At 34.1% G+C, this 25,152-nt stretch carries 28 protein-coding genes and 4 tRNA genes; 23 read left to right on the forward strand and 9 right to left on the reverse strand.

Features of this window, described 5'->3' with window-relative positions; translation table 11 throughout:
- Positions 1 to 97: 97 nt before the first annotated feature.
- The 5 genes from dnaB to tgt form a co-directional block, all read right to left on the reverse strand.
- A complete protein-coding gene (gene dnaB, locus H600_RS0103630; protein ID WP_026727517.1) occupies positions 98 to 1,642 on the reverse strand; it encodes a replicative DNA helicase in 1,545 nt (514 codons plus the stop codon).
- 140 nt (positions 1,643 to 1,782) lie between these two features.
- Positions 1,783 to 2,736, reverse strand: coding sequence for an acetyl-CoA carboxylase carboxyltransferase subunit alpha (locus H600_RS0103635; protein WP_026727518.1), 954 nt, complete (start codon positions 2,734 to 2,736; stop codon positions 1,783 to 1,785).
- A gap of 112 nt (positions 2,737 to 2,848) precedes the next feature.
- On the reverse strand, positions 2,849 to 3,736 hold the full coding sequence (locus H600_RS0103640; protein WP_026727519.1) for a DMT family transporter: 888 nt from the start codon (positions 3,734 to 3,736) through the stop codon (positions 2,849 to 2,851).
- Positions 3,723 to 4,811 carry an LptF/LptG family permease gene (locus H600_RS0103645; RefSeq protein ID WP_026727520.1) on the reverse strand — a complete coding sequence of 363 codons (1,089 nt, stop codon included), beginning with the start codon at positions 4,809 to 4,811 and terminating at the stop codon, positions 3,723 to 3,725. Before H600_RS0103645 ends, H600_RS0103640 begins: the two co-directional genes overlap by 14 nt.
- A gap of 88 nt (positions 4,812 to 4,899) precedes the next feature.
- Positions 4,900 to 6,030 (reverse strand): tRNA guanosine(34) transglycosylase Tgt, encoded by a 1,131-nt coding sequence (gene tgt / locus H600_RS0103650; protein WP_026727521.1) that lies wholly within the window; start codon positions 6,028 to 6,030, stop codon positions 4,900 to 4,902.
- A 405-nt stretch (positions 6,031 to 6,435) separates the two neighbouring features.
- On the opposite strand from tgt, the gene H600_RS0103655 reads away from it, so the two are divergent.
- From H600_RS0103655 to H600_RS0103665, 3 genes are all read left to right on the forward strand, one after another.
- Entirely contained in the window at positions 6,436 to 6,738 is a 303-nt protein-coding gene (locus H600_RS0103655; protein WP_026727522.1) for a hypothetical protein, read from the forward strand.
- 309 nt (positions 6,739 to 7,047) lie between these two features.
- Positions 7,048 to 7,899 (forward strand): transketolase, encoded by an 852-nt coding sequence (locus H600_RS0103660; RefSeq protein WP_026727523.1) that lies wholly within the window; start codon positions 7,048 to 7,050, stop codon positions 7,897 to 7,899.
- 78 nt (positions 7,900 to 7,977) lie between these two features.
- Positions 7,978 to 8,931, forward strand: coding sequence for a transketolase family protein (locus H600_RS0103665; RefSeq protein WP_026727524.1), 954 nt, complete (start codon positions 7,978 to 7,980; stop codon positions 8,929 to 8,931).
- A gap of 75 nt (positions 8,932 to 9,006) precedes the next feature.
- On the opposite strand, the gene bamM is transcribed toward H600_RS0103665, so the two are convergent.
- Positions 9,007 to 10,101, reverse strand: a complete 1,095-nt coding sequence (bamM, locus tag H600_RS0103670; protein ID WP_026727525.1) for a BamM family beta-barrel-assembly machinery protein — start codon at positions 10,099 to 10,101, stop codon at positions 9,007 to 9,009.
- A gap of 79 nt (positions 10,102 to 10,180) precedes the next feature.
- Here bamM and H600_RS0103675 point away from each other — a divergent pair, with 79 nt between their 5' ends.
- Entirely contained in the window at positions 10,181 to 10,576 is a 396-nt protein-coding gene (locus H600_RS0103675) for an RNA-binding S4 domain-containing protein (RefSeq protein ID WP_026727526.1), read from the forward strand.
- A gap of 78 nt (positions 10,577 to 10,654) precedes the next feature.
- Positions 10,655 to 11,155 carry a phosphoribosyltransferase family protein gene (locus H600_RS0103680; protein WP_026727527.1) on the forward strand — a complete coding sequence of 167 codons (501 nt, stop codon included), beginning with the start codon at positions 10,655 to 10,657 and terminating at the stop codon, positions 11,153 to 11,155.
- On the opposite strand, the gene H600_RS0103685 is transcribed toward H600_RS0103680, so the two are convergent.
- Positions 11,147 to 11,665 (reverse strand): shikimate kinase, encoded by a 519-nt coding sequence (locus H600_RS0103685; RefSeq protein ID WP_026727528.1) that lies wholly within the window; start codon positions 11,663 to 11,665, stop codon positions 11,147 to 11,149. The two genes, H600_RS0103680 and H600_RS0103685, sit on opposite strands and share 9 nt — an antisense overlap.
- 127 nt (positions 11,666 to 11,792) lie before the next feature.
- Here H600_RS0103685 and H600_RS0103690 point away from each other — a divergent pair.
- From H600_RS0103690 to H600_RS0103710, 5 genes are all read left to right on the forward strand, one after another.
- Positions 11,793 to 11,865: transfer RNA gene (locus H600_RS0103690), tRNA-Lys, on the forward strand.
- Positions 11,866 to 11,909: 44 nt separating this feature from the next.
- Positions 11,910 to 11,973 (forward strand) — tRNA-Lys (locus H600_RS0103695).
- A 47-nt stretch (positions 11,974 to 12,020) separates the two neighbouring features.
- Positions 12,021 to 12,103, forward strand: a tRNA-Leu gene (locus H600_RS0103700).
- A 173-nt stretch (positions 12,104 to 12,276) separates the two neighbouring features.
- A complete protein-coding gene (locus tag H600_RS0103705; protein WP_167330292.1) occupies positions 12,277 to 13,233 on the forward strand; it encodes a WD40 repeat domain-containing protein in 957 nt (318 codons plus the stop codon).
- 213 nt (positions 13,234 to 13,446) lie between these two features.
- Positions 13,447 to 13,519 (forward strand) — tRNA-Lys (locus H600_RS0103710).
- A 134-nt stretch (positions 13,520 to 13,653) separates the two neighbouring features.
- On the opposite strand, the gene H600_RS0103715 is transcribed toward H600_RS0103710, so the two are convergent.
- Together H600_RS0103715 and H600_RS0103720 are read right to left on the reverse strand one after the other, a co-directional pair.
- On the reverse strand, positions 13,654 to 14,256 hold the full coding sequence (locus H600_RS0103715) for a hypothetical protein (RefSeq protein ID WP_026727530.1): 603 nt from the start codon (positions 14,254 to 14,256) through the stop codon (positions 13,654 to 13,656).
- Between the two features lie 74 nt (positions 14,257 to 14,330).
- Entirely contained in the window at positions 14,331 to 14,813 is a 483-nt protein-coding gene (locus H600_RS0103720) for a nuclear transport factor 2 family protein (protein WP_026727531.1), read from the reverse strand.
- 322 nt (positions 14,814 to 15,135) lie between these two features.
- Here H600_RS0103720 and H600_RS0103725 point away from each other — a divergent pair, with 322 nt between their 5' ends.
- The 13 genes from H600_RS0103725 (at position 15,136) to H600_RS0103785 (ending at position 25,095) form a co-directional block, all read left to right on the forward strand.
- Entirely contained in the window at positions 15,136 to 15,459 is a 324-nt protein-coding gene (locus H600_RS0103725) for an ArsR/SmtB family transcription factor (RefSeq protein WP_026727532.1), read from the forward strand.
- 5 nt (positions 15,460 to 15,464) lie between these two features.
- The gene (locus H600_RS0103730; RefSeq protein ID WP_026727533.1) at positions 15,465 to 15,932 is read left to right on the forward strand and encodes an SRPBCC domain-containing protein; all 468 of its coding nucleotides are present in this window, start codon (positions 15,465 to 15,467) and stop codon (positions 15,930 to 15,932) included.
- A 7-nt stretch (positions 15,933 to 15,939) separates the two neighbouring features.
- Positions 15,940 to 16,317 carry a DoxX family protein gene (locus H600_RS0103735; protein WP_026727534.1) on the forward strand — a complete coding sequence of 126 codons (378 nt, stop codon included), beginning with the start codon at positions 15,940 to 15,942 and terminating at the stop codon, positions 16,315 to 16,317.
- A gap of 11 nt (positions 16,318 to 16,328) precedes the next feature.
- Positions 16,329 to 16,907: a YdeI/OmpD-associated family protein gene (locus H600_RS0103740; protein ID WP_026727535.1), complete on the forward strand. Its 579-nt coding sequence runs from the start codon at positions 16,329 to 16,331 to the stop codon at positions 16,905 to 16,907.
- A 29-nt stretch (positions 16,908 to 16,936) separates the two neighbouring features.
- Positions 16,937 to 17,602 (forward strand): DNA alkylation repair protein, encoded by a 666-nt coding sequence (locus H600_RS0103745; RefSeq protein WP_026727536.1) that lies wholly within the window; start codon positions 16,937 to 16,939, stop codon positions 17,600 to 17,602.
- A gap of 18 nt (positions 17,603 to 17,620) precedes the next feature.
- Positions 17,621 to 18,178 (forward strand): DUF4256 domain-containing protein, encoded by a 558-nt coding sequence (locus H600_RS0103750; RefSeq protein WP_026727537.1) that lies wholly within the window; start codon positions 17,621 to 17,623, stop codon positions 18,176 to 18,178.
- A 287-nt stretch (positions 18,179 to 18,465) separates the two neighbouring features.
- Positions 18,466 to 18,966, forward strand: coding sequence for a tetratricopeptide repeat protein (locus H600_RS0103755; protein WP_026727538.1), 501 nt, complete (start codon positions 18,466 to 18,468; stop codon positions 18,964 to 18,966).
- Between the two features lie 263 nt (positions 18,967 to 19,229).
- Complete coding sequence (locus H600_RS0103760) at positions 19,230 to 20,132, forward strand: MerR family transcriptional regulator (protein ID WP_026727539.1); 903 nt, start codon at positions 19,230 to 19,232, stop codon at positions 20,130 to 20,132.
- Between the two features lie 34 nt (positions 20,133 to 20,166).
- Positions 20,167 to 21,633, forward strand: coding sequence for a phytoene desaturase family protein (locus tag H600_RS0103765; protein WP_026727540.1), 1,467 nt, complete (start codon positions 20,167 to 20,169; stop codon positions 21,631 to 21,633).
- Between the two features lie 3 nt (positions 21,634 to 21,636).
- A complete protein-coding gene (locus H600_RS0103770) occupies positions 21,637 to 22,476 on the forward strand; it encodes a phytoene/squalene synthase family protein (protein WP_026727541.1) in 840 nt (279 codons plus the stop codon).
- A 159-nt stretch (positions 22,477 to 22,635) separates the two neighbouring features.
- Positions 22,636 to 23,076 (forward strand): sterol desaturase family protein, encoded by a 441-nt coding sequence (locus tag H600_RS0103775; RefSeq protein ID WP_026727542.1) that lies wholly within the window; start codon positions 22,636 to 22,638, stop codon positions 23,074 to 23,076.
- Between the two features lie 37 nt (positions 23,077 to 23,113).
- Complete coding sequence (locus H600_RS0103780) at positions 23,114 to 23,623, forward strand: SRPBCC family protein (RefSeq protein ID WP_026727543.1); 510 nt, start codon at positions 23,114 to 23,116, stop codon at positions 23,621 to 23,623.
- 176 nt (positions 23,624 to 23,799) lie between these two features.
- A complete protein-coding gene (locus H600_RS0103785; protein ID WP_026727544.1) occupies positions 23,800 to 25,095 on the forward strand; it encodes a cryptochrome/photolyase family protein in 1,296 nt (431 codons plus the stop codon).
- Positions 25,096 to 25,152: the final 57 nt, after the last annotated feature.

Consider the following 25,152-nt stretch of genomic DNA (forward strand, 5'->3'; position numbering starts at 1 on the left):
ATTGTTTAAACAATCGATTGGCTAATCTAATGAATTTAATTTACTAATTTAACATTTAGGCATAAAAAAAACCTTATAAAAAGGTTTTTAAATTATTTTAGAATGGCACATCGCTGTCGTCATCATCATCATTCAAATTGCTTCCAAAAGCTTCATTGGCCGACGGTAGATTTTTAGTAATAAACGGATTGTCGTCATGATTCATTTTTGAAGGCAAATCATCAAATCCACCCGTAAATTCTTCAAGATTGTCAAATTTACCTAAATGTCCTAAGAATTTCAGACGAATATTTTCTAATCCACCATTACGGTGTTTGGCTATAATAAACTCAGCTTGCCCAGCAGTTGGCGATGCCTCATCATCATCCCATTCTTCAATTTTATAATATTCAGGACGATAAATAAACGAAACAATATCAGCATCCTGTTCGATCGCTCCAGATTCACGAAGATCCGAAAGCAAAGGACGTTTACTTGATCCACGGGTTTCAACCGCACGCGACAACTGTGAAAGTGCAATTACAGGAACGTTTAGCTCTTTTGCTAATGCTTTTAAGTTTCGAGAAATTGTCGAAATCTCCTGCTCACGGTTTCCTCCTCCTTTACCATTACCCCCAGCAGTCATTAACTGCAAGTAGTCAATAATAATTAATTTGATGTTGTGTTGCGATGCCAAACGACGGCATTTTGCACGTAAATCAAAAATTGAAAGCGAAGGCGTATCATCAATAAATAATGGAGCCTTTTCTAAATCTTTTACTTTAGTACTTAATTGCTCCCACTCGTGTTTTTCTAATTTTCCTGTTCTTAATTTTTCAGAAGACAATCCAGTTTCTGAAGAAATAAGCCTCGTAATCAACTGAACTGATGCCATCTCAAGAGAGAAAACTGCCACTGCGTGTCCAAACTGAATACTAACATTTCGCGCCATTGAAAGTACGAAAGCCGTTTTACCCATACCCGGACGTGCCGCAATAATAATCAAATCCGAAGGTTGCCATCCAGAAGTTACTTCATCCAGTTTTTCAAAACCAGTTGCGATTCCACTCAAACCTTCTTTTCCTGCAATTTCCTCAATACGTTTTTTCGCTTGAAGAACCAAACTCTGCGCAGTTTCAGAGCTACGCTTGATATTTCCCTGTGTTACTTCGTATAATTTTGATTCGGCTTTATCCAGCAAATCGAAAACATCTGTCGTTTCATCATAGGATTCTTCAATGATTTCAGAAGAAATTCTAATCAAACTTCTTTGAATAAATTTTTGAAGAATAATACGCGAGTGAAATTCAATGTGAGCAGAAGACGCAATTTTCTGCGTAAGCTGAATCAAATAAAAATCACCTCCGGCAACATCTAACTTTCCATTTTTCTTTAATTGAGTCGAAACCGTCAATAAATCGATTGGCTGTGTTTCGGTAAAAAGCTGTAAAATCGCTTCAAAAATATGCTTGTGTGCGTCTTTATAAAATGCATCAGGCTGCAAAATATCAATTACATCATCTACCCCTTTTTTATCAATCATCATTGCACCAAGAACAGCCTCTTCAAGATCAATAACTTGCGGAGGGAGTTTTCCTTTTTCAAGATTAATAATAGTGGTTTTATCTACCTTTACAGGGTTTACATTTTTGAAATTTTCCATATAGCGAAAGTAACAAAATTTAAAAAAAAATTGTCAGTGAGTTATAACTATTACGATGTTTATAAATAAGTTTTTTTGTTGATAACCAAAAAAAAATCCGAAACCGCAGGGCTTCGGATTTTTAATCAATTTATATGAAATTATTCTTTAAACTCGCCCATATTACTGTATTTGTCCATTCTTTGGGCAATTAAGTCGGCTGTTGATAAGTCTTTCAATTCATTATAACCTTTAGTGATATATTCCGCTACAGTTTTGAAAGTAGTTTCACGATCATAGTGTGCTCCACCAAGTGGTTCAGGAATAACATCATCAACTAATTTTTGTTTTTTCATATCTGAAGAAGTCAATTTCAAAGCTTCAGCAGCACGTTCTTTGTACTCCCAGCTTTTCCATAAAATTGAAGAACAAGATTCTGGAGAAATTACAGAATACCAAGTGTTTTCTAACATGTAAACTCTGTCTCCAACACCAATTCCTAATGCGCCACCAGAAGCACCCTCGCCTACAATAATTGTGATAATTGGCACTTGCAGACGAACCATTTCGAAAATGTTTCTTGCAATCGCTTCTCCTTGACCTCTTTCCTCAGCTTCAAGTCCTGGATATGCACCCGGAGTATCGACTAAAGTAAGAACTGGAATACCAAATTTCTCTGCCATTTTCATCAAACGCAAAGCTTTGCGGTATCCTTCCGGATTTGCCATACCGAAATTACGGTACTGACGTGTTTTTGTATTAAACCCTTTTTGCTGTCCGATAATCATAAACGATTGTCCGTTTATTTTACCAAGACCACCAACCATCGCTTTATCATCTTTAAAACCTCTATCTCCATGAAGTTCTAAAAAAGTATCACCGCAAATCGCTCTGATATAATCTAAAGTATAAGGTCTGTTTGGATGCCTTGACAATTGTACACGTTGCCAAGCCGTAAGGTTTTTATATATTTCTTTCTTAGTTTCTACTAATTTTTTGTTGATTTCCTTGCACGTTGCTGTTACATCAACCTCAGATTCTTTTCCAATTACAACACACTTTTGCAACTGATCTTCAAGTTCTTTAATTGGAAGCTCAAAATCTAAATATTCCATGGATTTTTGAATTTTGTTTTTAAATCGAACCGCAAATATAAAAATATTATATCATTGGCATAGTTAATTGTTAGTAAAGTATCAAATTGTAATTTAAAAGATAAGTAAACTATTACACTTCTTTCTTGTTTTTATAATGTTTAAAAACACCATTTAAGATAACTGTAATGATAATTATTACGGCTCCTATATAAAATTCGGTGCTCATTTTTTCTTTTCCTCCCAAGATAAAATAAGCCAACATAATTCCGTAAACTGGCTCTAAATTAGTCGTTAACATTACTGTATAAGGAGTCAGACGCTGCATTACTTTTACCGATGCCGTAAAAGCATAAGCGGTACAAACTGATGCCAAAATAAAAAGCCACATCCAGTTGTTTAATGATATTGTGAAAAATTCAGCAGTAAATTTTCCCTGGACTAAAAAATATAAAGTAATAAAGAAAACTCCTGCACCAAATTCATAAAATGTAATTACTGAAGGTTCATGATCCGAAATTAATTTTCCGTTCAATAAAGTAAATACAACGCCCAGAATTATCGCAGCCAAAGCATAATAAACACCTGTAAGATATTTAATTTCGACCTGCAATATCAAAGCAAGACCGGCGATAATAACCAATCCGAAGAAAACCTCATAAAACAATATTTTTCTTCCGAAGAAAAGTGGCTCGAGTAATGAAGCAAAAAAAGCACCCAAAGAAAATATCGAAAGTGTAATCGAAACATTCGAAACATGGATGGCTTTAAAAAAGAATATCCAATGCAAGGCAATTAGCAGTCCAACAAAAACTAATTTGAAAAGCTCTTTTATCGGAACCTGAAAAGATTGTTTTTTATAGGCAATAAACGCTCCAAGAAAAATCATCGCAAGAAGCATTCTGTACCAAACCAAATTTTCTGCATCAATTGTAATCAAGGCGCCCAAAATGGCTGTAAAACCCCAGATAAAAACAATTAGATGAAGGTTTAAATAACTTTTTAAATTATCGTTTCGCATTACGTAATAGGTAAACTGCTAAGATTCCAAAAACAATATTTGGGAACCAAACAGCTAATAAAGGTGAGAATGTAGATTTTTCGGCAAGGGTTCCAAATATTTTATCAAAGAATACAAATGAAAAGGCAATTGCAATTCCGATAGCTAAATTGGTTCCCATTCCTCCGCGACGTTTCATAGACGAAACCGCAACGGCAATGATGGTTAAAATAAAGGCAGAAACCGGAACACTATATTTTTTATAAAGCACAACTAAATAAGTATTGATATTTCCAGAACCTCTTTTTCTTTCTTTTTCAATAAAATCAATCAATTTTCCAAGAGAAAGTGTTTCGGCGATATAAACTACCGGAGTCAAATCGGCCAATTCAAATTTGAACTTCACCTCTTTTTCAGGACTCTTTTCGATTATATCATTTAATTCCCCAACCGTTCTTTTGGTGTAATCATATAAAACGTAAGTTTTCTTTTTTGGATCCCATTTAATTCGGCTTGCCGAAATTTTATAGGTCATTTTTTCTTTCTCAAAATGTTCCAGCGTAAAATTGAATGCCGTTTTAGACTCTTCGTTAAAGCTGTTTACAAAAATAAAATCGTGATCATTAAGTTGGCGATATACATTTGTATTTTCGCCACGCATTAATTCCTTTCCGTTTCCTTTTAAATAGGTATATCTAAAATTATTAAATCCTTCACTGGCTGCGGGAACAATAAAAAATCCCATTAAAAGCACAAAAACCGAAACGATAGAAGCTCCAATAATATAAGGTCTCAAAAATCGCGTAAAAGAAATTCCCGAACTCAAAATCGCAATAATCTCTGTATTGTTTGCTAGTTTTGAAGTAAACCAGATTACCGACAAAAACAAAAATATCGGGAAAAGAGAATTCGCAAAATAAATAGTAAAGTTGTAATAATAGAGCGCAATATCCATAAACGGAATCTTGTTCTCCAACATTTTATTCACCTTTTCAGAAACGTCAATTACAATCCCAATAGGAATAAACAACAAGATCATCACCGAAAAAGTGGCTAAATATCTTTTTAAAATATACTTATCTATTATCGTCAGCATATATTTTTTGTTTGTTTTGTTTAAAGTTTCAGGTTTCAAGTTCTGCTGAGAACGTGAAACCTGAAACTTTAAACCTGAAACTTTTTAATTAAAGTCTTTGGCTCATATTTTTAACCATCATTTCTTTCCATGGTCTAAAATCTCCGGCTAAGATATGTTTTCTCGCCTCACGAACCAACCACATATAGAAACCAAGATTATGAATCGTAGCGATTTGTTTTCCTAAATATTCGTTTGCTGCAAACAAGTGACGTAAATATGCTTTTGAATATTCAGTATCTACAAAAGTATGCCCCATTTCATCAATTGGAGAAAAATCAGCTTCCCATTTTTTGTTTTTGATATTGATTGTTCCGTTTGCCGTAAACAACATTCCGTTTCTTGCATTACGCGTTGGCATAACACAATCGAACATATCAATTCCTAACGCAATATTTTCAAGAATATTTATTGGCGTTCCAACACCCATCAAATAACGAGGCTTATCTTCTGGAAGAATTTCGCAAACCACCTCAGTCATTGCATACATTTCTTCCGCTGGTTCACCAACAGAAAGTCCTCCAATTGCATTTCCTTGCTGACCAGCATTTGCAATATATTCTGCCGATTGACGACGTAAATCTTTATATGTACTTCCTTGAACAATTGGGAAAAACGTTTGTTCGTAACCATATTTATAAGGAACTTTTTCCAAATGATTAATACAACGATCCAGCCAACGATGCGTCATGTGCATCGAGCGCTGTGCATATCTGTAATCACAAGGATATGGCGTACATTCATCAAAAGCCATAATAATATCGGCTCCAATGGTACGCTGAATTTCCATTACATTTTCTGGGGTAAAAAAGTGGTAAGAACCGTCAATATGCGATTTGAACTTCACGCCTTCTTCTTTAATTTTTCTGTTTGAAGAAAGAGAATACACTTGATATCCACCAGAATCCGTCAAAATATTACGATCCCAATTCATGAATTTATGCAATCCACCCGCTTTTTCAAGAATTTCTGTCTGCGGACGCAAATATAAATGATAGGTGTTTCCTAGAATAATATCTGGATTAATTTCTTCTTTCAATTCACGCTGATGCACCCCTTTTACAGAAGCCACCGTTCCAACCGGCATAAAAATAGGCGTTTCAATTACGCCGTGATCAGTAGTAATACTTCCCGCTCTTGCTTTAGACTGCGGATCTTTTTGTAATAAATCAAACTTCATCTGTTTCTTTTTTCAGAGCGCAAAGATAAGCTAATTTCAGGGAAAACTAATTAATTAGGTAATTAGAAAATTTGTCAATTAGATAATTGTTCTCATCAACTTAAAAACTGATGTTTTATAAAAACTTTAAGCAAAGAAAACTTTAAACGTGAAACTAAAATTATTTTGGGCGTTCCCTTCGGTCGGGCTATCCGCTATATCTTTTGCTCCAGAAAATATTGTTGTTAATTAAGACATGACAGTTGTCACAAAAGGATGCCGCTTCTATCCCTAACGCAAACGGTTCTTGGAGAAAGTCCATTGATAAAATCGGAATGTAAAAACTGCAGCAATCCCATTAGCAAAATGTAACAAACTCATTCATTTGTTTCGTAATTTTAATATTCAACTAAAATTTTAGAAATCATGATAAACTCAGAAGATAAATTAGATGATATCAAGGACGATCAAATTGAAAAAAATCTTGAAAACATGGAATATCCAGCAAATGAAGACATTTACAACCAAGAAGAAAGATTAGAAGATATTGACCCTCAAGATATTTCTGGAAAAAGAATACTTAACAATGACAATCACGAATGGAAACAAAACAGCGATAAAATTGGCAACGATTTGGATGTTCCTGGTGCCGAATTAGACGATGAGCAAGAAGAAATTGGATCAGAAGATGAAGAAAACAATTATTACAGCGAAAGCGACACAAATTAAATCCATTCTCAAAACTTTTTTTTTACCAGAGATTACAGCTATTAATATTGATTTTCTAATCTTTTTAATCTGTTAATCTGTGGCAAAATTTTTATTGGCAGGCAGCAAAAGCTTTTTTGCATTTTGAAATCGCATTCAACATACCTCATCCGAGACATAATTTAAAGAATTTAAACCAATTCATCCTTTTTTTTAAGATTAATAAAAAAGAGCCAAAATTTCACAATTATGTTAAACTAAAGCAGAAAATGATTTGTCTCCCCGCAAAATAACGACTACTTTTGCTCCAGTTTAAATTTTACATAGAAAATGAAGCCTAACACACAACAATTAAGCGATTTAACGATCCAAGTAAGAAGAGACATTCTTAGAATGGTACATGCTGTAAACTCTGGACACCCAGGTGGTTCATTAGGTTGTACTGAATTTTTGGTAACACTATATCAAAATATCATGGACCGCAAAGAAGGTTTTGATATGGACGGAATTGGAGAAGATATCTTTTTCCTTTCAAATGGTCATATTTCACCAGTATTTTATAGCGTTTTAGCAAGAAGCGGTTACTTTCCAGTTTCAGAGCTTGCTACTTTCAGATTATTGAATTCACGTTTACAAGGACACCCAACAACTCACGAAGGTTTGCCTGGAGTTCGTATGGCTTCTGGATCATTAGGACAAGGTTTATCTGTTGCTCTTGGTGCTGCTCAAGCTAAAAAATTAAACGGAGACAAACATTTAGTTTTCACTCTTCACGGAGACGGAGAATTACAGGAAGGTCAAAACTGGGAAGCAATTATGTACGCATCTGCTAAAAAAGTAGACAACTTAATCGCAACAGTTGACGTTAACGGAAAACAAATTGACGGAACAACTGACGAAGTTCTTGCAATGGGAAGCCTTCGTGCAAAATTCGAAGCTTTTGACTGGGACGTTTTAGAAATCAAAGAAGGAAACAACATCGAAGCAATCATTGCTGGATTAACTGATGCTAAATCAAGAACAGGAAAAGGAAAACCAGTTTGTATTTTATTGCACACAGAAATGGGGCACGGAGTTGACTTCATGATGCATACGCACGCTTGGCACGGAAAAGCACCAAACAATGATCAGTTGGCAGCGGCATTAGCTCAAAATTATTCTAAAGATCAAGTTGACTATTAAAAAGCGCTCAGTCTCAGTATTGAGTTTTCAGCTTAGAAACTTAGTCACTCAGAAACTTAGCATCTCAAAAGATAAAAAATGAAAAAATACGAAAATACAGGAAGTAAAGATACTCGTTCAGGTTTTGGAGCGGGAATGACTGAACTAGGTCAAAAAAACGAAAACGTTGTGGCATTATGCGCTGATTTGATCGGATCATTAAAATTTGATGATTTCAAAAAAAATCACCCAGAGCGTTTTTTCCAAATCGGAATTGCTGAAGCTAACATGATCGGAATTGCGGCAGGTTTAACAATTGGAGGTAAAATTCCTTTTACAGGAACTTTCGCTAACTTCTCTACAGGAAGAGTTTACGATCAAATTCGTCAATCTGTTGCTTATTCAGATAAAAATGTAAAAATCTGTGCTTCTCACGCTGGCTTGACTTTAGGAGAAGACGGAGCAACCCACCAAATCTTAGAAGATATCGGTTTAATGAAAATGTTGCCTGGAATGACTGTAATCAACACTTGCGATTACAATCAAACTAAAGCCGCGACTTTAGCATTAGCAGACCACCACGGCCCAGCATATTTACGTTTCGGACGTCCAGTTGTGCCAAACTTCACTCCTGCTGACGAACCATTCGTAATTGGAAAAGCAATCACATTAAACGAAGGAACTGATGTAACGATCATCGCAACAGGACACTTGGTTTGGGAAGCGCTTATCGCTGCTGAAAAATTGGAAGAAAAAGGAATTTCTGCTGAAGTAATCAACATCCACACGATTAAGCCACTTGATGAAGAAGCTATTCTAAAATCTGTTGCTAAAACTAAATGTGTAGTTACTGCAGAAGAGCACAATTACCTTGGAGGTCTTGGAGAAAGCGTTTCTGGCGTATTAGCTTTAAACAATCCAACGCCGCAAGAATTTGTAGCTGTAAAAGACAGTTTTGGAGAATCTGGAACTCCTGAGCAATTAATGGAAAAATACAAACTAAACAATCAAGCAATTGTTGAAGCTGTAGAAAGAGTGATCAAAAGAAAATAATTTTTAGTTTTCTTACTTTATAAAAAAACCTCGAAATTCACATTTCGAGGTTTTTTTTATATCTATAACAACAGCTTATTTAACCGAATGATGATTTTTATCAACATGTATCCTTAATCTTCCTGGCGAAGTATAATCGCCTCCAAAAGCTGGAATACCCCAAATTTCACTTTCATCCACATTTGGCGTGCTAGGATTATCTAGAATTGGATCAAAAGGATAATACTTGCTTATTCCCGTTATTGGCGCATCTGTAGGCTTAGTAGTTTCAAAACGAGTAGTATAACCGTCACCATCATCATCAACATCTAAAAAGTCTGCTATGCCGTCACCATCTGTATCATCAATCATCCACGCCGGAGGATTCGGATAACGCACTTTGTCTCTTAAATCATAAACATAGCCAATACCATTATTATTACCTTCTTTATTAACATCTTCAAAATAATCAGGAATACCGTCAGGATCCGAAGTTACAGCAGTACCATTTATTTTAATATCGTGATCCAATCGCAACAAGCCAAACAATTTAAAGCTAAATACCAAACAAGAATATGAAGGAATTTTCTCTTTGGGATTAGAATAATAAGCCAACCCAGAAGGCAGGAACATTACACCAGCACCATAATTATCATATGTTATTACGCCATCGGCAGAAGTAGTAGATGTTCCTGTTCTAAACTTAGGAAAAATTTCACTCCATCCATCAATAACCGGGTTATCTGAATACACAAAAAGTTCAAACGAAGTACCATATCCATATGAAGTATCAAACACAGTCCCATTCAGCAAATTACCCGTATAAGAAGCATAAATACGATCGGTATTACATGGAGCCTCACCTGTTCCTTTTCTTAATGTTAAATAATAAACCGTATAATTAACATCGCGATTATAAACCTCTCGAGATTCTAAAGGATAGTCTTTTTGATCCCAAATTGAAGTCTGAGTACCACCAGCAGGGATTTTCTCGATTACGATATCATAATTTGCAGTAACTTCCTTAATATAATTCTTTTTTAAATAATTTTCAATAGAATCCTTATCTGCTTTGTATTGCTCTTTGTAATCCCTTACAACAACTGTAGTCTCCTCATCATCGCTCTTGTTGCAAGAAACCATAGCAATACCAGCTAGTAATAAAATAAAATAAAATTTAAATTTATTCATTATTGTTAATTTTTTAGGTGCGCAAGATACAATATTGATTTATTTTTGTAAAGAATTTAACTTCGATTTTAGAAAAATTATGAGAATAGACAAATACCTATGGTGCGTGCGTTATTACAAGACCAGAAACATGGTTACGGAAGCCTGCAAAAAAAACCATATTACTGTAAATGGGCAGATTGCAAAACCTTCTAAAGAAGTTTTCCCCACAGACAAAATTACCTTTAGAAAAGATCAGATAACACAAATTATTACCGTACTCGACATTCCCGAAAGTCGTGTGGGCGCAAAACTTGTGGACATATACCGAAAAAATGAAACTCCGCCAGAAGCTTATGCTCACTTAGAATTATTAAAACTATCAAAAGAACATTACAGAAAAAGCGGTACAGGAAGACCTACCAAAAAAGACCGAAGAGATATTGACGACTACGGAAATGAAATTTTCGACGAAGATGAAGAAAATGAAATTTAAATTCCAACTCTGAAATTGGAATTTCAATATTTGAGATTTTAAATTTTATAAATTTGTACCTTAGCAAAAAATATAATCATGAGCAAAAACATCATCTTAACGAATCAGGAAATCGAACACAAAATCAAACGTATTGCTTATCAAATTTACGAGACATTTGTTGACGAAGAAGAAGTTGTGATTGCCGGAATCGCTTCCAATGGATCTGTTTTTGCCCAAAAAATTGCTTTGGCGTTAAGTAGTATTTCAACTTTAAAAGTTTCGACTTGTGAAGTTAAAGTGGACAAACAAAATCCGCAATTGCCAATCCAAACTTCTTTGACGAAAGAAGAATACCAAAACAAAGGATTGGTTTTAGTTGACGATGTCTTAAATTCAGGCACTACATTAATATATGCTGTTCGTCATTTCTTAGACGTTCCGCTTAAGAAATTCAAAACAGCAGTACTTGTTGACAGAAACCATAAGAAATATCCAGTAAAAGCCGACTTTAAAGGAATTTCTTTATCAACTTCATTATTAGAGCACGTTCAGGTAGTTTTTGACGAGAACGGCGACAATTATGCCTTTTTAAGCTAAGATTTTCAAAATATCCTCAACAGTTTCTTCGACTGATTTATCATCAACCGACACTTTATACTGGGCGTGGTTGTAATAAAAACTTCTGTCGAATAAATGTTTTGCGATAAACTCTTTCATTTCTTCTTCATTCATATCTGCAATAAGTGGGCGCTTGCTCTTGTTGTGAACCAATCTATTATATAAGGTATCAATTGAAGCCTTTAAATATACAGAAACGATATCGTCGTTTTGAAGCAGTAAATGATTATTGGCATAACATGGAGTTCCTCCACCAAGACCAATAATATAATTTTCTGAAGATTTTAATAATTCGACAAACATTTCGTGTTCTAATTTTCGAAAATAGACCTCTCCATGTTTAGAAAAAATTTCATTTATGGACAAATTTGCTCTTTTTTCAATGCAAGTATCTAAATCCAGAAACGGAATATTTGTAATTTTTGACAAGTTTTGGGCAATTGTTGACTTTCCGCAACCCATGTAACCTAATAACACTATTTTTTTCATATTAATAAAACCTTATAAACTAAGACATTGGGAACTTTTTGTAAAAAAAGACAAATTTATAATAAAAATGCTTGGAAACTTCGAAAATAACTCCTTATATTTGCACCCGCATTCAAGAAACGAATATGACTCGATAGCTCAGTCGGTAGAGCACATCACTTTTAATGATGGGGTCCTGGGTTCGAGCCCCAGTCGGGTCACAAAATTTGTGATTAACAAAATAAGTTTCTTGAAAGCAATGATAAGAGCTCAGTCGGTAGAGCACATCACTTTTAATGATGGGGTCCTGGGTTCGAGCCCCAGTCGGGTCACAAAAGGTCGGGTAATTTATTTTACTCGACCTTTTTTCATTTTTGGCCATGTGGAGAAACGGTAGACTCGCCATCTTGAGGGGGTGGTGCTCGCAAGGGCGTGAGGGTTCAAATCCCTCCATGGTCACTATAAAATTTAAAAGCCTGAGAATTTATATTCTCAGGCTTTTTTTATGGCCTCAACGTTTCTTTTTAAACCATCAAAAATACATTTTACACTTTTTTACAATTCTTTTACAATCTAAATTGTGGGGTTTCTACAAAATGAAAGTAGGTTTACGGAAAACTAAATCAGAACACATGAAAATCAAAAATCGGTTACTCTGTATAATTTTAACAACATTCTTCAGCAATTATTTCTTCGCGCAAGATACAATTAGCAAAAAAATCCTATGGACTACTGACTGGAGTTCTGATGGAAAATTCTTCGCTGTAGGCGGAAACTTGGACACTTTGAAAATTTATAACGAAACGAATTTAAAACTACACAAATCATTTCCAATTAAAAGCACAGTAACTCGCATAAAATGGCATGCATCAAAAAATAGTATTGCAGTTGCAACACAACTATCAAAAGACAAATCCTCTATTATCAATTTGGATACCAATGAAAAAATTGAATTAAAAGAAATTTCACCCGATGGAGCAAGAGGAATAGATTGGAACTATACGGGTAAATATTTAGCTGTTGGCGACAATGACGGACAAATATTAATCTACGACACAAAAGGCAATTTAATAAGGCATTTTAAGAATGAAAACAGTAAAAGCGTAACTGCGGTTAATTGGCATCCTAAAAAAAACATTCTAGCAACTGTTTCAGACAAAATAAGATTATTTGATATAGATGGAAATTTATTGAAATCAATTAAACATAGATCGGAAGAAGTAATGTTATTAAGTGTAGCCTGGCACAAATCAGGCACTTTTTTTGTTACAGGCGACTATGGTGATAAACATGACAAATCATTACTTCAATACTGGAATGAACAGGGAAAACTTTTACGATCAATTGATATTAGCAAAGGAGAGTACCGAAATTTAACTTGGAATCCAAAAGGAAACAGATTGGCAACAGCAAGCGACGCTTTAAGAATCTGGAACACTAAAGGCAAGCTTATTTCAGAAGGCAAATCTACAGATTATCTGTGGGGTGTTTCTTGGAATAAGCAAGGAAACAAAATTATTACATCAAGTTTGGAGCAAAATATAATTATTTGGAATAATAAAACTGAAAAGCTATCAACTATAGAATAAGAAGCACATACACTCATTCTCTATTGACTATACAAACCAGGCGTTTTGGCACAAAACATCCCGAATACCTATTATAGCCAAGTCTAAAAAAAAGCACAAACCCTATTTTACTGTAAAATAGATATTTACAATAAATTAAAAAAAAGCTTTAAAAAAAGGCTTCAAAACCTAAATAAAGTGCTTATATTTGCACCCTCATTAGACAAAAACAATGACTCGATAGCTCAGTCGGTAGAGCACATCACTTTTAATGATGGGGTCCTGGGTTCGAGCCCCAGTCGGGTCACAAAGGTCAGGTAATTAATTTTACTTGACCTTTTTTCCTTTTACACATTCATAAAAAAAATCGTAGATCTCCTCCTGACCATCTGAACGTACTTTTTTTATAAACATCGGTATCAAATAGTTTTGTTATTATTTTTATTCAGGCAATATACAAACCCATTTATTATTCTTTTTTTTAATTAGAATAGAACCATTGAAACCGCTCTGTGTTCCATATTCTAAACCAGTCAGCAATTCAACAACAACTATCCCGTTTTGTTTATCAGTATCAAAACAAACACGTGAAAACTTAAGAATTTTATATTCTTGATCTGCAACAATCTTCACTTCTGAAATTTCAGATTGACTATAAGGCTTTTTAAGCTTGATTTTTTTCTTATCAAACTCTCTATATCTAAGTCCCTTAAAACGACTTGAATTTACAATACCGTAAAACACTATTGAATCCGATTTAGAGAAGTTATTATTTTTAAACATCCACAAATTATCTTCTTTTTCCTGAGCAATGGGAACAAGAGCATCAGAGAGATAAACTTTTATATCCAGTGAATCTACATTTGGCTTATAGACTTTAATATGATCAATTGAATCAGGCACGTTCAACAATACATCCAAATCCTTTTTTATTAAAAAGTCATTGCTAATATCTTCAATAGCTTTTAGTTCTTCTGTTTTATAAGAATCTTCACAGCTCTGTAAACTGATAACCAATAAAAAAACGAATAAAAACTTGTTCATAGCATTTTGTATTTTCTGACTAAAATAAATTCTTTGAATATCTCAAAAAAGATATTTTCTATAATATTTTCACATCAACTCTTATGATCAAAACTCAAAACTTCCTTCAAAACCCATTGATCATTGATTAAAAGATAAACATGAGTGAACTTCGCTTCGCTTGTAAAAACATCTGGCTTATTTGCTTCTCTTAAATAAAAATCGTGAATTCCGGTTTGAACAACTCCATAAAGTTTTCCATCACTATAAAGCGGATATACTTCTAAACTTTCAGGTTTCACTTTTCTTATTGGCTTCTGAGAACCTTTTCCGCAAATATTCTTTTTTACATTTTCCAAAAAGATCTTTTTATTCTGAATCCCTCCCTGATCATGATAAAAAACCAAATCAGGATGAATTGCTTTTTCCAAAAAAGCAATGTCACATTGATTAAAACTCTTTTCAAAGAAAATACTGTCGTGCTTCTTTAGCGCTAAAAACAATTCCGAATTTTTTGCTGCTTGTGCAAAAATTCCAGCTGAAACATTCAATAAAAACAAAACTAGGATTTTTTTCATATCTAAATTTTATTTAGAAATTAATTACTTAAGCAAATGCGCTCCACCTTTATTAGTAATCAAAACGGAATTAATGTAACACTCCTATACATTTTTTTTCAAATCTGCGATTTCACATCAATTGAAAATTAAAACCTCTAAGTAAAACAAAACCAATTATTTTTCTTCTAATATAGTTTTTTTTCAGCTTTTAATTTATTTACAAAAACACCTTCAACTTTAACTTATCTACACAATTTCAAGCAATTAAAAAAAATATCTGTTAAAAAATTTGTGTAGCCAAATAACTTCATATAAATTTGTAGCCAAATAACTTCATATTATGAATTTAAGAAGAGATGTATTTCAGGCAATAGCCGATCCTACAAGAAGAGCTATATTACTTTTGGTGACTTCACATTCCATGACCGCAGGTGCAATTGCATCAAATTTCGACACGGCACGACCGACAGTTTCTAAACATTTAAAAATCCTGACGGAGTGTGAATTATTACAGCAAACACAAAACGGACGCGAAGTTCATTATACAATTAATGCAAAAAAGATGAAGGAAATAGACGAATTCATAGAACCATTCCGCCAAATGTGGGACGAGAGATTCAATAAACTCGAAGAAATCATGAAAAATTACAAACCGGAAAACTAACTGATATGGAATTAAAAACAAAAATAAACGCGCAGGAAGACAAGCAAGAACTTGTCATTACTCGCGACTTTGATTTGCCAGTAGAATTGCTTTTTAAAGCCTACGTTGAGCCAGAAATTGTAGCGCAATGGATGGGAACAAAGGTTTTAAAACTTGAAAGCAAAAAACATGGCGGTTATCAATTTGAAACCAGCGATGCAAAAGGAAATGTCGTTGTTCAGATGAATGGCGTTATTCATGAATTTATTCCAAATGAAAAAATAACCCGCACATTTGAAATGGAAAACTCCCCTTTTGCCGTTCAGTTGGAATTTTTGGAATTTGAAAAAATAACCGATTCAAAAAGCAAGCTCACCATGCAAATCGTTTACAAATCAACAGATTTGCGAGATCAAATGCTTCAACTGCCGTTTAAACAAGGACTTAACATGGCGCACAATCGATTAGAAGAAATTTGCAACAAACTAAAATAAAGACATCATGACAAAAAGAAACAAAATTATCTATTGGGTTGCTACACTTTGGTTGGCACTAGGAATGACCGCGACAGGAATTGTACAATTGCTTCAGTCAAAAGACGAAACAGATAGAATGTCACATTTGGGTTATCCATTTTATTTACTAATTTTATTAGGCGTCTGGAAATTATTAGGTGTAATAACGGTTCTAGCTCCAAAATTTCCGTTGCTGAAAGAATGGGCTTATGCCGGATTTTTCTTTGCAATGTCAGGCGCGATATTTTCACATTTTGCAGCGAATGACCGTGCAAAAGATTTTTTTGGACCAACCTTGCTATTAATCCTAACTATAATTTCCTGGTATTTCAGACCAGCAGAACGAAAACTCATTAACGCTTAAACTTGTAAATAATGAATCCGAAAGTTGATTTTTTCTTTGACAAAGCAACAAAATGGCAGGAAGAACTGGAACAAATGCGAACCATTGCTCTTGAATGTGAACTTACTGAAGAATTAAAATGGGGAAATCCTTGTTATATGTATCAAAACAATAATGTTGTTTTAATTCATGCTTTTAAGGATTATTGTGCTTTTTTATTCTTCAAAGGCGCTTTGCTGGATGACACTGACGGAATTTTGATTCAGCAGTCTGAAAATGTGCAAGCGGCTCGTCACATACGTTTTACAAATCTGCAGGAGATTATCGATTTGAAGCCTATTTTGAAAGCTCATATTTATGAAGCAATTGAAATTGAAAAAGCAGGTTTAAAAGTGATCTTGAAAAAGACTTCGGATTTTCCTGTTTCAGAAGAATTTCAAAAGAAATTGGACGAAAATCCAGAATTAAAACAAGCTTTTGAAGCCTTAACTCCTGGCCGACAAAGAGCATATTTACTTCATTTTTCGCAACCAAAACAGGCCAAAACACGTGAAGCGCGTGTTGAAAAACACAGCCAGAATATTCTTGACGGAAAAGGCTTAAATGACTAATTTTCCTTTTCATTAAAACCCAAATTAAGATGACAGCAAAAGAAATTTTAGAAAAACTCAAAGCTCTTGGTGATCCAAAAGTATTTGCTCAAAATAAAAAACGTGGCGCCAGCGAAAATCAATTTGGCGTTAAAATGGTCGATATTCGAACATTGGCAAAAAAAATCAAAACCAATCATGAATTGGCACTTGAACTTTGGGATACTGAAAATGCTGATGCTCGCTTTTTAGCTATCCTAATTATTGACCCAAAAAAGCTTTCGAATGAACAAATTGCCAAAATGGTTTCTTCAGAGAAATTCGTTCATATCGCCGATTGGTTTTATTCTTATATTATAAAAGAATATTCAGATCGTGAAACTTTACGACAAGCTTGGATGCATACCGATGACGTTATGCACGCACGCGCAGCATGGAGCTTAACCAGCGGTTGCGTGGCAAGAAACCCTGATATTCTAGATTTGCCTGCTTTGCTTGACCGAATCGAAAACGAAATGCCAACCGCCGCTCCAGAAGTCCAGTGGACAATGAACAGCACTTTGGCACAAATCGGGATTAAATTTCCTGAATATCGAACTCGCGCTTTAGCAATTGGAGAAAAATTGGGCATTTACAGAGATTATCCAACTTCAAAAGGCTGTACATCTCCTTTTGCTCCAATTTGGATCAACGAAATGGTTCGCAGACAAGAATAAAAATCAAAAAACAACATTATGAAAAATAAGATTTCGCAAGAAGAACAGGAACAGCTTATCAGCATTTTGAAAACTCGTTTTGAAAAAAACAAGAATCGACATTTAGCTATCGAATGGTCAAAAGTAGAAGCAAAACTTATGGCTAATCCCGAAAAACTTTGGTCGCTTTTGCAAATGGAAAAAACCGAAGGCGAACCAGATGTAGTGGGTTACGATAATAATTCAGACGAATATATTTTCTTTGATTGTGTTGCCGAAAGTCCGAAATCAAGAAGAAGTCTTTGCTACGACAGAAAAGCTTTGGATTCAAGAAAAGAACACAAACCAAAAAACAGCGCCGTTGACATGGCCGAAGAAATGGGAATCGAGCTTTTAACTGAAGAGCAATACAAACAATTGCAAGAACTTGGAAATTTTGACACCAAAACATCTAGCTGGGTTGCAACTCCCGAAAATGTGCGCAAACTGGGCGGTGCCGTTTTTTGCGATTACCGATATGGAAGAGTCTTTCTTTATCATAATGGTGCCGAATCCTATTATGCTGCAAGAGGATTTAGGGGCTGTTTGAAAATTTAATCATAAAACAACCCCATTGGTTATATATTTTTTATTCAACACATAGAAACATAGATTTTATTTGTAGAAAAGAATTTAAAAAGAAACCAGTTTCTAACACATAGCCTACTATGCTTGTTTTAAACAAGTGAAACGCCTTTTTAAGCATCCTAAATCTATGTTTCTATGTGTTTGAATTAATTACACACAAGGGGTTTTACATTTATTTTACAAAAGAATTTCTCCTACAAAATAAAACTTTCTTAAATTCGTTTGGAAATAATTAATCACTAATCCCAAATTAGTTTATGAAAAACCTACTATTAGCATCCTTTATGATGATTAACTGCGTATCATGGGCGCAATCTGCAACGGCTTATTTTGACAAAGCCATGAAAAAAGCGGAAGCTGGCAATGCAAAAGGCGCCATCGCTGATTACAACAAAGCCATCAGCATGAATTCTAAATTTGTTGAAGCTTACCAAAACCGAGGTGTAGCCAAAGTAAAAATTAATGATTTAAAAGGTGCATTGGCAGATTTTAACAAAACAATCGAATTGGACGACATGAATGTGTACGCCTATACAGGAAGAGCAAATGTGAACTACAAATTAATGAACTACAATGAAGCAATTGCCGATTGTACTTCGTCCCTTGGCTTAAACCCAAAAGATTATATTGCATACAATTTAAGAGGTTTGGCTTATAATAAAATTGGCGACAAGAAAAATTCTTGCAAAGATTTTTCAAAAGCAATTGAACTAGGCAGTCAAAGTGCCATAAAAAACAAAGCTACTTTTTGTAAATAATCGAAGCATAAAATAAAAATCAGCCTGTAGAATTTTATCTACAGGCTGATTTTTATTTTATAGAATACACAAAAAATCATCTTAGATTGACTCTAAATAGTTGCGAATTATCTGTTAAAAAAGTAAAATCGTACAGAAAAAAAACCTCTTTTAACCCAATTAAATCAGTATGTTACTACAAACTCTTAAATATCGATCATTTTGATAAAGTTTTAAAGGTTTTTTCAGATTTTATTTTATTTTTGTTTATTCAACAATTCAAAATGGTAAACAATATAAAAACAGTTTTCAGCATAAAAGATCTTGAAAACTTATCTGGAATTAAAGCGCATACTATTCGTATTTGGGAAAAAAGATATAATATTCTTGAACCAATGCGAACTGATACCAATATCAGGCTATACAATTTGCAAAATTTGCAGAAGCTTTTAAATATTACTTTACTGCATGAATATGGGTATAAAATATCTAAAATTGCTACTTATCCTGAGGACAAAATCCCGCAACTAGTACGTGAAATTATTTCAAAAAAAAATTCACAAAACTATGCGATCACATCATTCAAAATGGCTATGATGAATTTCGACCAAGAATTGTTCTTCAATACTTTTGACTGGCTTATTTCTGAAAAAAGTTTTAAAGAAGTTTTTAAAGAGCATTTCCTTCCATTGTTGAAAGAACTAGGGTTGTTATGGCAATCTGAAACCATTACGCCTGCAAATGAGCATTTCATGAGTCATTTGATCAAGCAAAAGATTTTAATTTATACTGAAAGTCTTCAAATATTAAAACCTACAAAAACCGACCGAATTTTTGTTCTCTCTTTGCCATTGAATGAAATTCATCAAATTGGTTTACTATATCTGCAATACGAAATTTTATCAAGAGGATACAAAACCATTTATTTGGGCGAAAGTATGCCAATTGAAAACCTTCAGGATCTTACACGTCATTTTGAGAACATTACTTTCGTTTCTTTTATGACCGTGCAACCTGACCGAACGGTTATTAATCAATATGTTAAATCAATGGGACAGAAACTGTTGCTAAAAAACAATGAAATCTGGCTTATGGGTAGTATGGTCGAGCATATTGACCAATCTAACCTGCATGAACGAATTCGTATTTTTGATTCAATGGAAGAAACTATAGAAGAAATTCAATAGTTTTGTTTAAAGTTTTTGTATATTTGTTAAACAAATGACAAAAACTATCATCATACTGGGATCTGGCTTTTCATCGTTGGCCGCCTCTTGTTACTTGGCAAAACAAGGAAACAAGGTCACTATTTATGAAAAAAACCCAACAATAGGAGGCCGTGCCCGACAATTCAAAAAAGATGGCTTTACTTTTGACATGGGGCCAAGCTGGTATTGGATGCCTGATGTTTTTGATCGTTTTTTTCATGACTTCAATAAAAAGACTTCCGATTATTATGAACTGATAAAATTAAATCCGGCTTATCAGGTTTATTTTGGAGTAAATGATTTTGTCACAATTTGTGATAATTTAGAAGAAATCAAAACTTCTTTTGAAACAATTGAAAAAGGAAGCGCAAAGGAACTTCAAAACTTTATTGATAAAGCAAAAAGCAATTATGATATTGCCATCAAAGATTTGGTTTATCGTCCCGGAGTTTCTCCTTTAGAATTAATTACACCAAAAACGGCTTTAAAACTCAATCAGTTTTTAAGCAATGTAAGTCAGGATATTCGAAAGAAATTTAAAGATGAAAGATTAATTCAAATTCTGGAATTTCCGGTTTTATTCCTCGGAGCAAAACCCAGCAAAACGCCTTCGTTTTATAATTTCATGAATTACGCCGATTTTGGTTTAGGAACCTGGCATCCAAAAACGGGAATGTTTGACGTTATTTTGGGTCTTGAAAAACTAGCCTTGGAACTTGGCGTTACGATTAAAACCAATTCACCTGTTGAAAAAATTATCGTTGAAAACAAAACCGCAACTGGAGTTAAAATCAACGGAGAAATCATAAAAGCGGATATAATTTTAAGTGGCGCCGATTATCAGCACACTGAAACTTTGCTCGAAAAAGAACATCGCGCCTATTCTGAAGAATATTGGCAAAGCCGAGTTTTTGCTCCGTCTTCACTCCTATTCTTTATTGGTTTCGACAAAAAAATAGAAAATATTTCGCATCATGCCTTATTTTTCGATACTGATTTCAATCAGCATGCAAAAGATATTTATGATGATCCAAAATGGCCTGATTCACCCTTGTTTTATGCCAATTTCCCATCTAAAACAGATTTGACGGCGGCACCAGACGGAATGGAATCTGCGTTTTTTTTAATTCCGCTTGCGCCGGGGATTGAAGATACCGAAGCAATTCGAGAAAAATATTTTGACAAGATAATATCTCGTTTTGAACAAGTTACACAACAAAACATCAAAAACAACATTATATTTAAAAAGTCATTCTGCAAAAATGATTTTGTTACAGACTATAATGCTTACAAAGGAAACGCTTACGGAATGGCCAATACTTTATTGCAAACTGCTTTTTTAAGGCCAAAACTGAAAAGCAAAAAAATACGTAATTTATATTTTACAGGACAATTGACTGTTCCTGGCCCAGGAGTTCCGCCTGCCTTAATTTCAGGAAAATTGGTTGCTGAGTTAATTCAAAAATCTTTTAGATCTTAAAAAATGAAATCACTATTCGACGCCGTCTCTTTCAAATGTAGTAAACTCGTTACGCAAAATTACAGTTCCTCTTTTTCATTGGCAGTAAAAATGCTGTCGCCAAGTATTCGTGATGCTATTTACAGCATTTATGGTTTTGTTCGCTTTGCCGATGAAATCGTAGATTCTTTTCATGATTATGAAAAAGAATATTTAATCGATGATTTCGAAAAAGAATATTATAAAGCAATGGAATTAGGAATCAGCCTCAATCCCATTTTGAATTCATTTCAGCATACAGTTAAAGAATATAATATTACTGATGATTTGGTTCAGGCATTTTTAAAAAGCATGAAACTCGATCTTATAAAATCAACCTATTATACGCAGACCGAATACGCAGATTATATTTACGGCTCGGCAGACGTTGTTGGATTAATGTGCTTAAAAGTTTTTGTTGCTGGAAAAGAGCACAAATACGAACAACTAAAACAGGAAGCGATGCGTTTAGGTTCGGCTTTTCAAAAGGTGAATTTCCTGAGAGATTTAAGAGATGACAATTTGATTTTAAACCGAACTTATTTTCCTGGAATCAACCTCAACAATTTCACTGAAGACTCAAAAGCGCAAATCATCAAAGAAATTGAAGAAGATTTCAAAGTCGCTTATCACGGAATTGTAAAATTGCCAATTGAAGCAAAATTCGGCGTTTACACAGCTTATGTTTATTACAAGAAGTTACTCAAAAAACTAAAAAATACGCCGTATCACAAAATTGGAAATTCGAGAATCCGGGTTTCTAATTATACAAAAGCCGGGCTTTTGGCACAGTCTTTTGTGACGTACAAATTGAAGCTGGTATAGAGATTTAGCCAATAGTTTGTCATTTCTGACGAAGAAGAAATGACAAGATTGAGGGAATTTCAAAAACAAACAAAAAATAATCATTAGAGTTAATCTTTTATAACTTAAAGTCAAACTCAAACAAATTAAAGTCATAACTTTATTAACAACATTTTAAAAATGATTTCTTTTTTAATCTTTATAAGCGTTTTTCTGTTCATGGAATGTGTTACGTGGCTTACGCACAAATATGTAATGCACGGCTTTATGTGGTATTTTCACGCCGATCATCATCAGCCAAAATACGAACATACTTTTGAGCGAAATGATATTTTCTTTGTCATTTTTGCAATTCCGAGTATCGTATTATTTTATTTTGGCGTTCAGGGTGGCTTCAATTATTTATTTTTTGTAGCGTGTGGCATTACCCTCTATGGAGCGTGTTATTTTTTAATTCATGATGTTTTGATTCATCAGCGTTTTAAATGGTTCAAAAACACTACAAACAAATACCTCATCGGACTTAGAAAAGCCCATAAAATACATCACAAGCATTTAAACAAAGAAAAAGGAGAATGTTTCGGAATGTTGTTTGTTCCTTTCAAATATTATAAAATGTAGCTTTTAAAGCCATTTGTAACAATTTATTCAGCAAGAAATGAAATTATACAAAATAGCAACCGTTCAATATGTAAATGCCAGTGTCGAAGATTGCTGGGATTTTTTCTCCAGTCCAAAAAACCTTCAGACGATCACACTTGATAATATGAATTTCACAATTAAAGATTTCGATGACAAACGAATGTATCATGGACAAATTATAACTTATACTTTAAGACCTCTTTTAGGAATTAAGATTTCATGGGTTACCGAAATTACAGCTTGTAAGGAAAACGAATATTTCATCGACATTCAGCGTTTTGGTCCGTACAAATTATGGCATCACAAACATTTCTTCGAACGCACAAAAGACGGCCGAACAAAAATGACAGATATTGTTCATTATGCGCTTCCTCTCGGAATCTTAGGCCGATTCATGAACACGATAATTGTAAAAAACAAACTCAAAACGATTTTTGATTTCCGCCATAATAAAATTGAAGAATTATTTAATTCAAAACCACAGCCACAGATTGTGCAACTTAATGGTAAACAAAAAAGCTTTTAAATTATAAAGTCGCATTTCTTTTACTTGCTTACTTTTTTAATCTCGCAAAGACGCTAAGTCGCAAAGCATTTTCTGTAAAGCTTTTCAATAAAACTTTGCGCCTTTGCATCTTTGCGAGCAATTTTCGGCATTAGAAGAAAAAGAACTTAAAAATTCGATTAGCAAAAATAACAACAATGACAAAACAAAAAGTTTCCTTTTTCTGGTTTAGACGCGATTTGCGTTTAGAAGACAACACCGGATTATTTCATGCGTTACAATCGGATTTTCCTGTAATTCCTTTATTTATTTTTGACGAAGATATTTTAGATAATCTTCCAAAAAATGACGCCAGAGTAACTTTCATTTATGATTCGCTTAAAAAAATAAATTCAGAATTAAATAAATTCAGTTCTTCAATTATAATTAAAAAAGGGAAAACAAAAGATGTTTGGAAATCGCTTATGGAGGAATTTGACATTCAAAATATTTTCTTCAATAAAGATTACGAACCGTTTGCAATCGAACGAGATTCCTCAATAACTTCTCTATTAAAGGAAAACAACATCGAATCTTTCTCTTTTAAAGACCATGTAATTTTCGAAGAAAAAGAAATCACAAAAGGTGACGGATTTCCTTATACAGTCTACACGCCTTATAAAAACAAATGGCTCGAGAAATATCATTTTTCAGGAGCTGCACCAGAATATGATTCGGCACCCTTTTATTCAAACTTTGCAAAAAACAATTTCAAATTTCCTGATTTATCAGAAATCGGTTTTGAAAGAAGTTCCATAAAAGTACTTCCACATAATTTATCTCAGATTTCAAATTATAAAGAAACCCGGGATTTTCCGGCTTTAGACAGTACTTCTTATCTTTCTCCACATTTGCGTTTTGGAACTGTTAGCATTCGGAAATTAGTGAATTGGGCAAACCGAAAAAATCAGACCTTTTTGAGCGAATTGATTTGGAGAGAATTCTTCATTCAAATACTGTTCAATTTCCCAAATTGCGTCAATCATAATTTCAAATCCAATTATGACGGAATTCAATGGCGCAACAACGAAGAAGATTTCAAACGCTGGTGTTCTGGAACAACCGGCTACCCAATGGTCGATGCCGGAATGCGTCAACTCAATGAAACCGGTTATATGCACAATCGCGTGCGGATGGTTGTAGCCAGTTTTTTATGCAAACATTTACTCATTAATTGGCAATGGGGAGAAGCTTATTTTGCCGAAAAATTACTGGATTTTGAATTGGCGTCAAATGTTGGAAACTGGCAATGGGCGGCAGGAACAGGCTGTGACGCGGCACCTTATTTTAGAGTTTTCAATCCGGAAATCCAACAAAAGAAATTTGATGAAAAAGGCGAATACATCAGAAGATGGATTCCTGAATTTGATTTGGGCTATAACGAACCTATGATTGATCATGCATTTGCGAGAGATCGCGCGATTGCGACTTATAAGGCTGGCATTTTGAAATAAGTTTTTTTGGTTTCAGGTTTCAAGTTTCAAGTTTCAAGTTTCAAGTTTCAGGTTTCA

Source organism: Flavobacterium denitrificans DSM 15936 (genome assembly GCF_000425445.1).
Classification (GTDB): Bacteria; Bacteroidota; Bacteroidia; order Flavobacteriales; family Flavobacteriaceae; genus Flavobacterium; species Flavobacterium denitrificans.

Bases quoted from the DNA above. Each gene is read 5' to 3' on its own strand.
- dnaB (WP_026727517.1), bottom strand. From the start codon at position 1,642: ATGGAAAATTTCAAAAATGTAAACCCTGTAAAGGTAGATAAAACCACT.
- H600_RS0103635 (WP_026727518.1), bottom strand. From the start codon at position 2,736: ATGGAATATTTAGATTTTGAGCTTCCAATTAAAGAACTTGAAGATCAG.
- H600_RS0103640 (WP_026727519.1), bottom strand. From the start codon at position 3,736: ATGCGAAACGATAATTTAAAAAGTTATTTAAACCTTCATCTAATTGTT.
- H600_RS0103645 (WP_026727520.1), bottom strand. From the start codon at position 4,811: ATGCTGACGATAATAGATAAGTATATTTTAAAAAGATATTTAGCCACT.
- tgt (WP_026727521.1), bottom strand. From the start codon at position 6,030: ATGAAGTTTGATTTATTACAAAAAGATCCGCAGTCTAAAGCAAGAGCG.
- H600_RS0103655 (WP_026727522.1), top strand. From the start codon at position 6,436: ATGATAAACTCAGAAGATAAATTAGATGATATCAAGGACGATCAAATT.
- H600_RS0103660 (WP_026727523.1), top strand. From the start codon at position 7,048: ATGAAGCCTAACACACAACAATTAAGCGATTTAACGATCCAAGTAAGA.
- H600_RS0103665 (WP_026727524.1), top strand. From the start codon at position 7,978: ATGAAAAAATACGAAAATACAGGAAGTAAAGATACTCGTTCAGGTTTT.
- bamM (WP_026727525.1), bottom strand. From the start codon at position 10,101: ATGAATAAATTTAAATTTTATTTTATTTTATTACTAGCTGGTATTGCT.
- H600_RS0103675 (WP_026727526.1), top strand. From the start codon at position 10,181: ATGAGAATAGACAAATACCTATGGTGCGTGCGTTATTACAAGACCAGA.
- H600_RS0103680 (WP_026727527.1), top strand. From the start codon at position 10,655: ATGAGCAAAAACATCATCTTAACGAATCAGGAAATCGAACACAAAATC.
- H600_RS0103685 (WP_026727528.1), bottom strand. From the start codon at position 11,665: ATGAAAAAAATAGTGTTATTAGGTTACATGGGTTGCGGAAAGTCAACA.
- H600_RS0103705 (WP_167330292.1), top strand. From the start codon at position 12,277: ATGAAAATCAAAAATCGGTTACTCTGTATAATTTTAACAACATTCTTC.
- H600_RS0103715 (WP_026727530.1), bottom strand. From the start codon at position 14,256: ATGAACAAGTTTTTATTCGTTTTTTTATTGGTTATCAGTTTACAGAGC.
- H600_RS0103720 (WP_026727531.1), bottom strand. From the start codon at position 14,813: ATGAAAAAAATCCTAGTTTTGTTTTTATTGAATGTTTCAGCTGGAATT.
- H600_RS0103725 (WP_026727532.1), top strand. From the start codon at position 15,136: ATGAATTTAAGAAGAGATGTATTTCAGGCAATAGCCGATCCTACAAGA.
- H600_RS0103730 (WP_026727533.1), top strand. From the start codon at position 15,465: ATGGAATTAAAAACAAAAATAAACGCGCAGGAAGACAAGCAAGAACTT.
- H600_RS0103735 (WP_026727534.1), top strand. From the start codon at position 15,940: ATGACAAAAAGAAACAAAATTATCTATTGGGTTGCTACACTTTGGTTG.
- H600_RS0103740 (WP_026727535.1), top strand. From the start codon at position 16,329: ATGAATCCGAAAGTTGATTTTTTCTTTGACAAAGCAACAAAATGGCAG.
- H600_RS0103745 (WP_026727536.1), top strand. From the start codon at position 16,937: ATGACAGCAAAAGAAATTTTAGAAAAACTCAAAGCTCTTGGTGATCCA.
- H600_RS0103750 (WP_026727537.1), top strand. From the start codon at position 17,621: ATGAAAAATAAGATTTCGCAAGAAGAACAGGAACAGCTTATCAGCATT.
- H600_RS0103755 (WP_026727538.1), top strand. From the start codon at position 18,466: ATGAAAAACCTACTATTAGCATCCTTTATGATGATTAACTGCGTATCA.
- H600_RS0103760 (WP_026727539.1), top strand. From the start codon at position 19,230: ATGGTAAACAATATAAAAACAGTTTTCAGCATAAAAGATCTTGAAAAC.
- H600_RS0103765 (WP_026727540.1), top strand. From the start codon at position 20,167: ATGACAAAAACTATCATCATACTGGGATCTGGCTTTTCATCGTTGGCC.
- H600_RS0103770 (WP_026727541.1), top strand. From the start codon at position 21,637: ATGAAATCACTATTCGACGCCGTCTCTTTCAAATGTAGTAAACTCGTT.
- H600_RS0103775 (WP_026727542.1), top strand. From the start codon at position 22,636: ATGATTTCTTTTTTAATCTTTATAAGCGTTTTTCTGTTCATGGAATGT.
- H600_RS0103780 (WP_026727543.1), top strand. From the start codon at position 23,114: ATGAAATTATACAAAATAGCAACCGTTCAATATGTAAATGCCAGTGTC.
- H600_RS0103785 (WP_026727544.1), top strand. From the start codon at position 23,800: ATGACAAAACAAAAAGTTTCCTTTTTCTGGTTTAGACGCGATTTGCGT.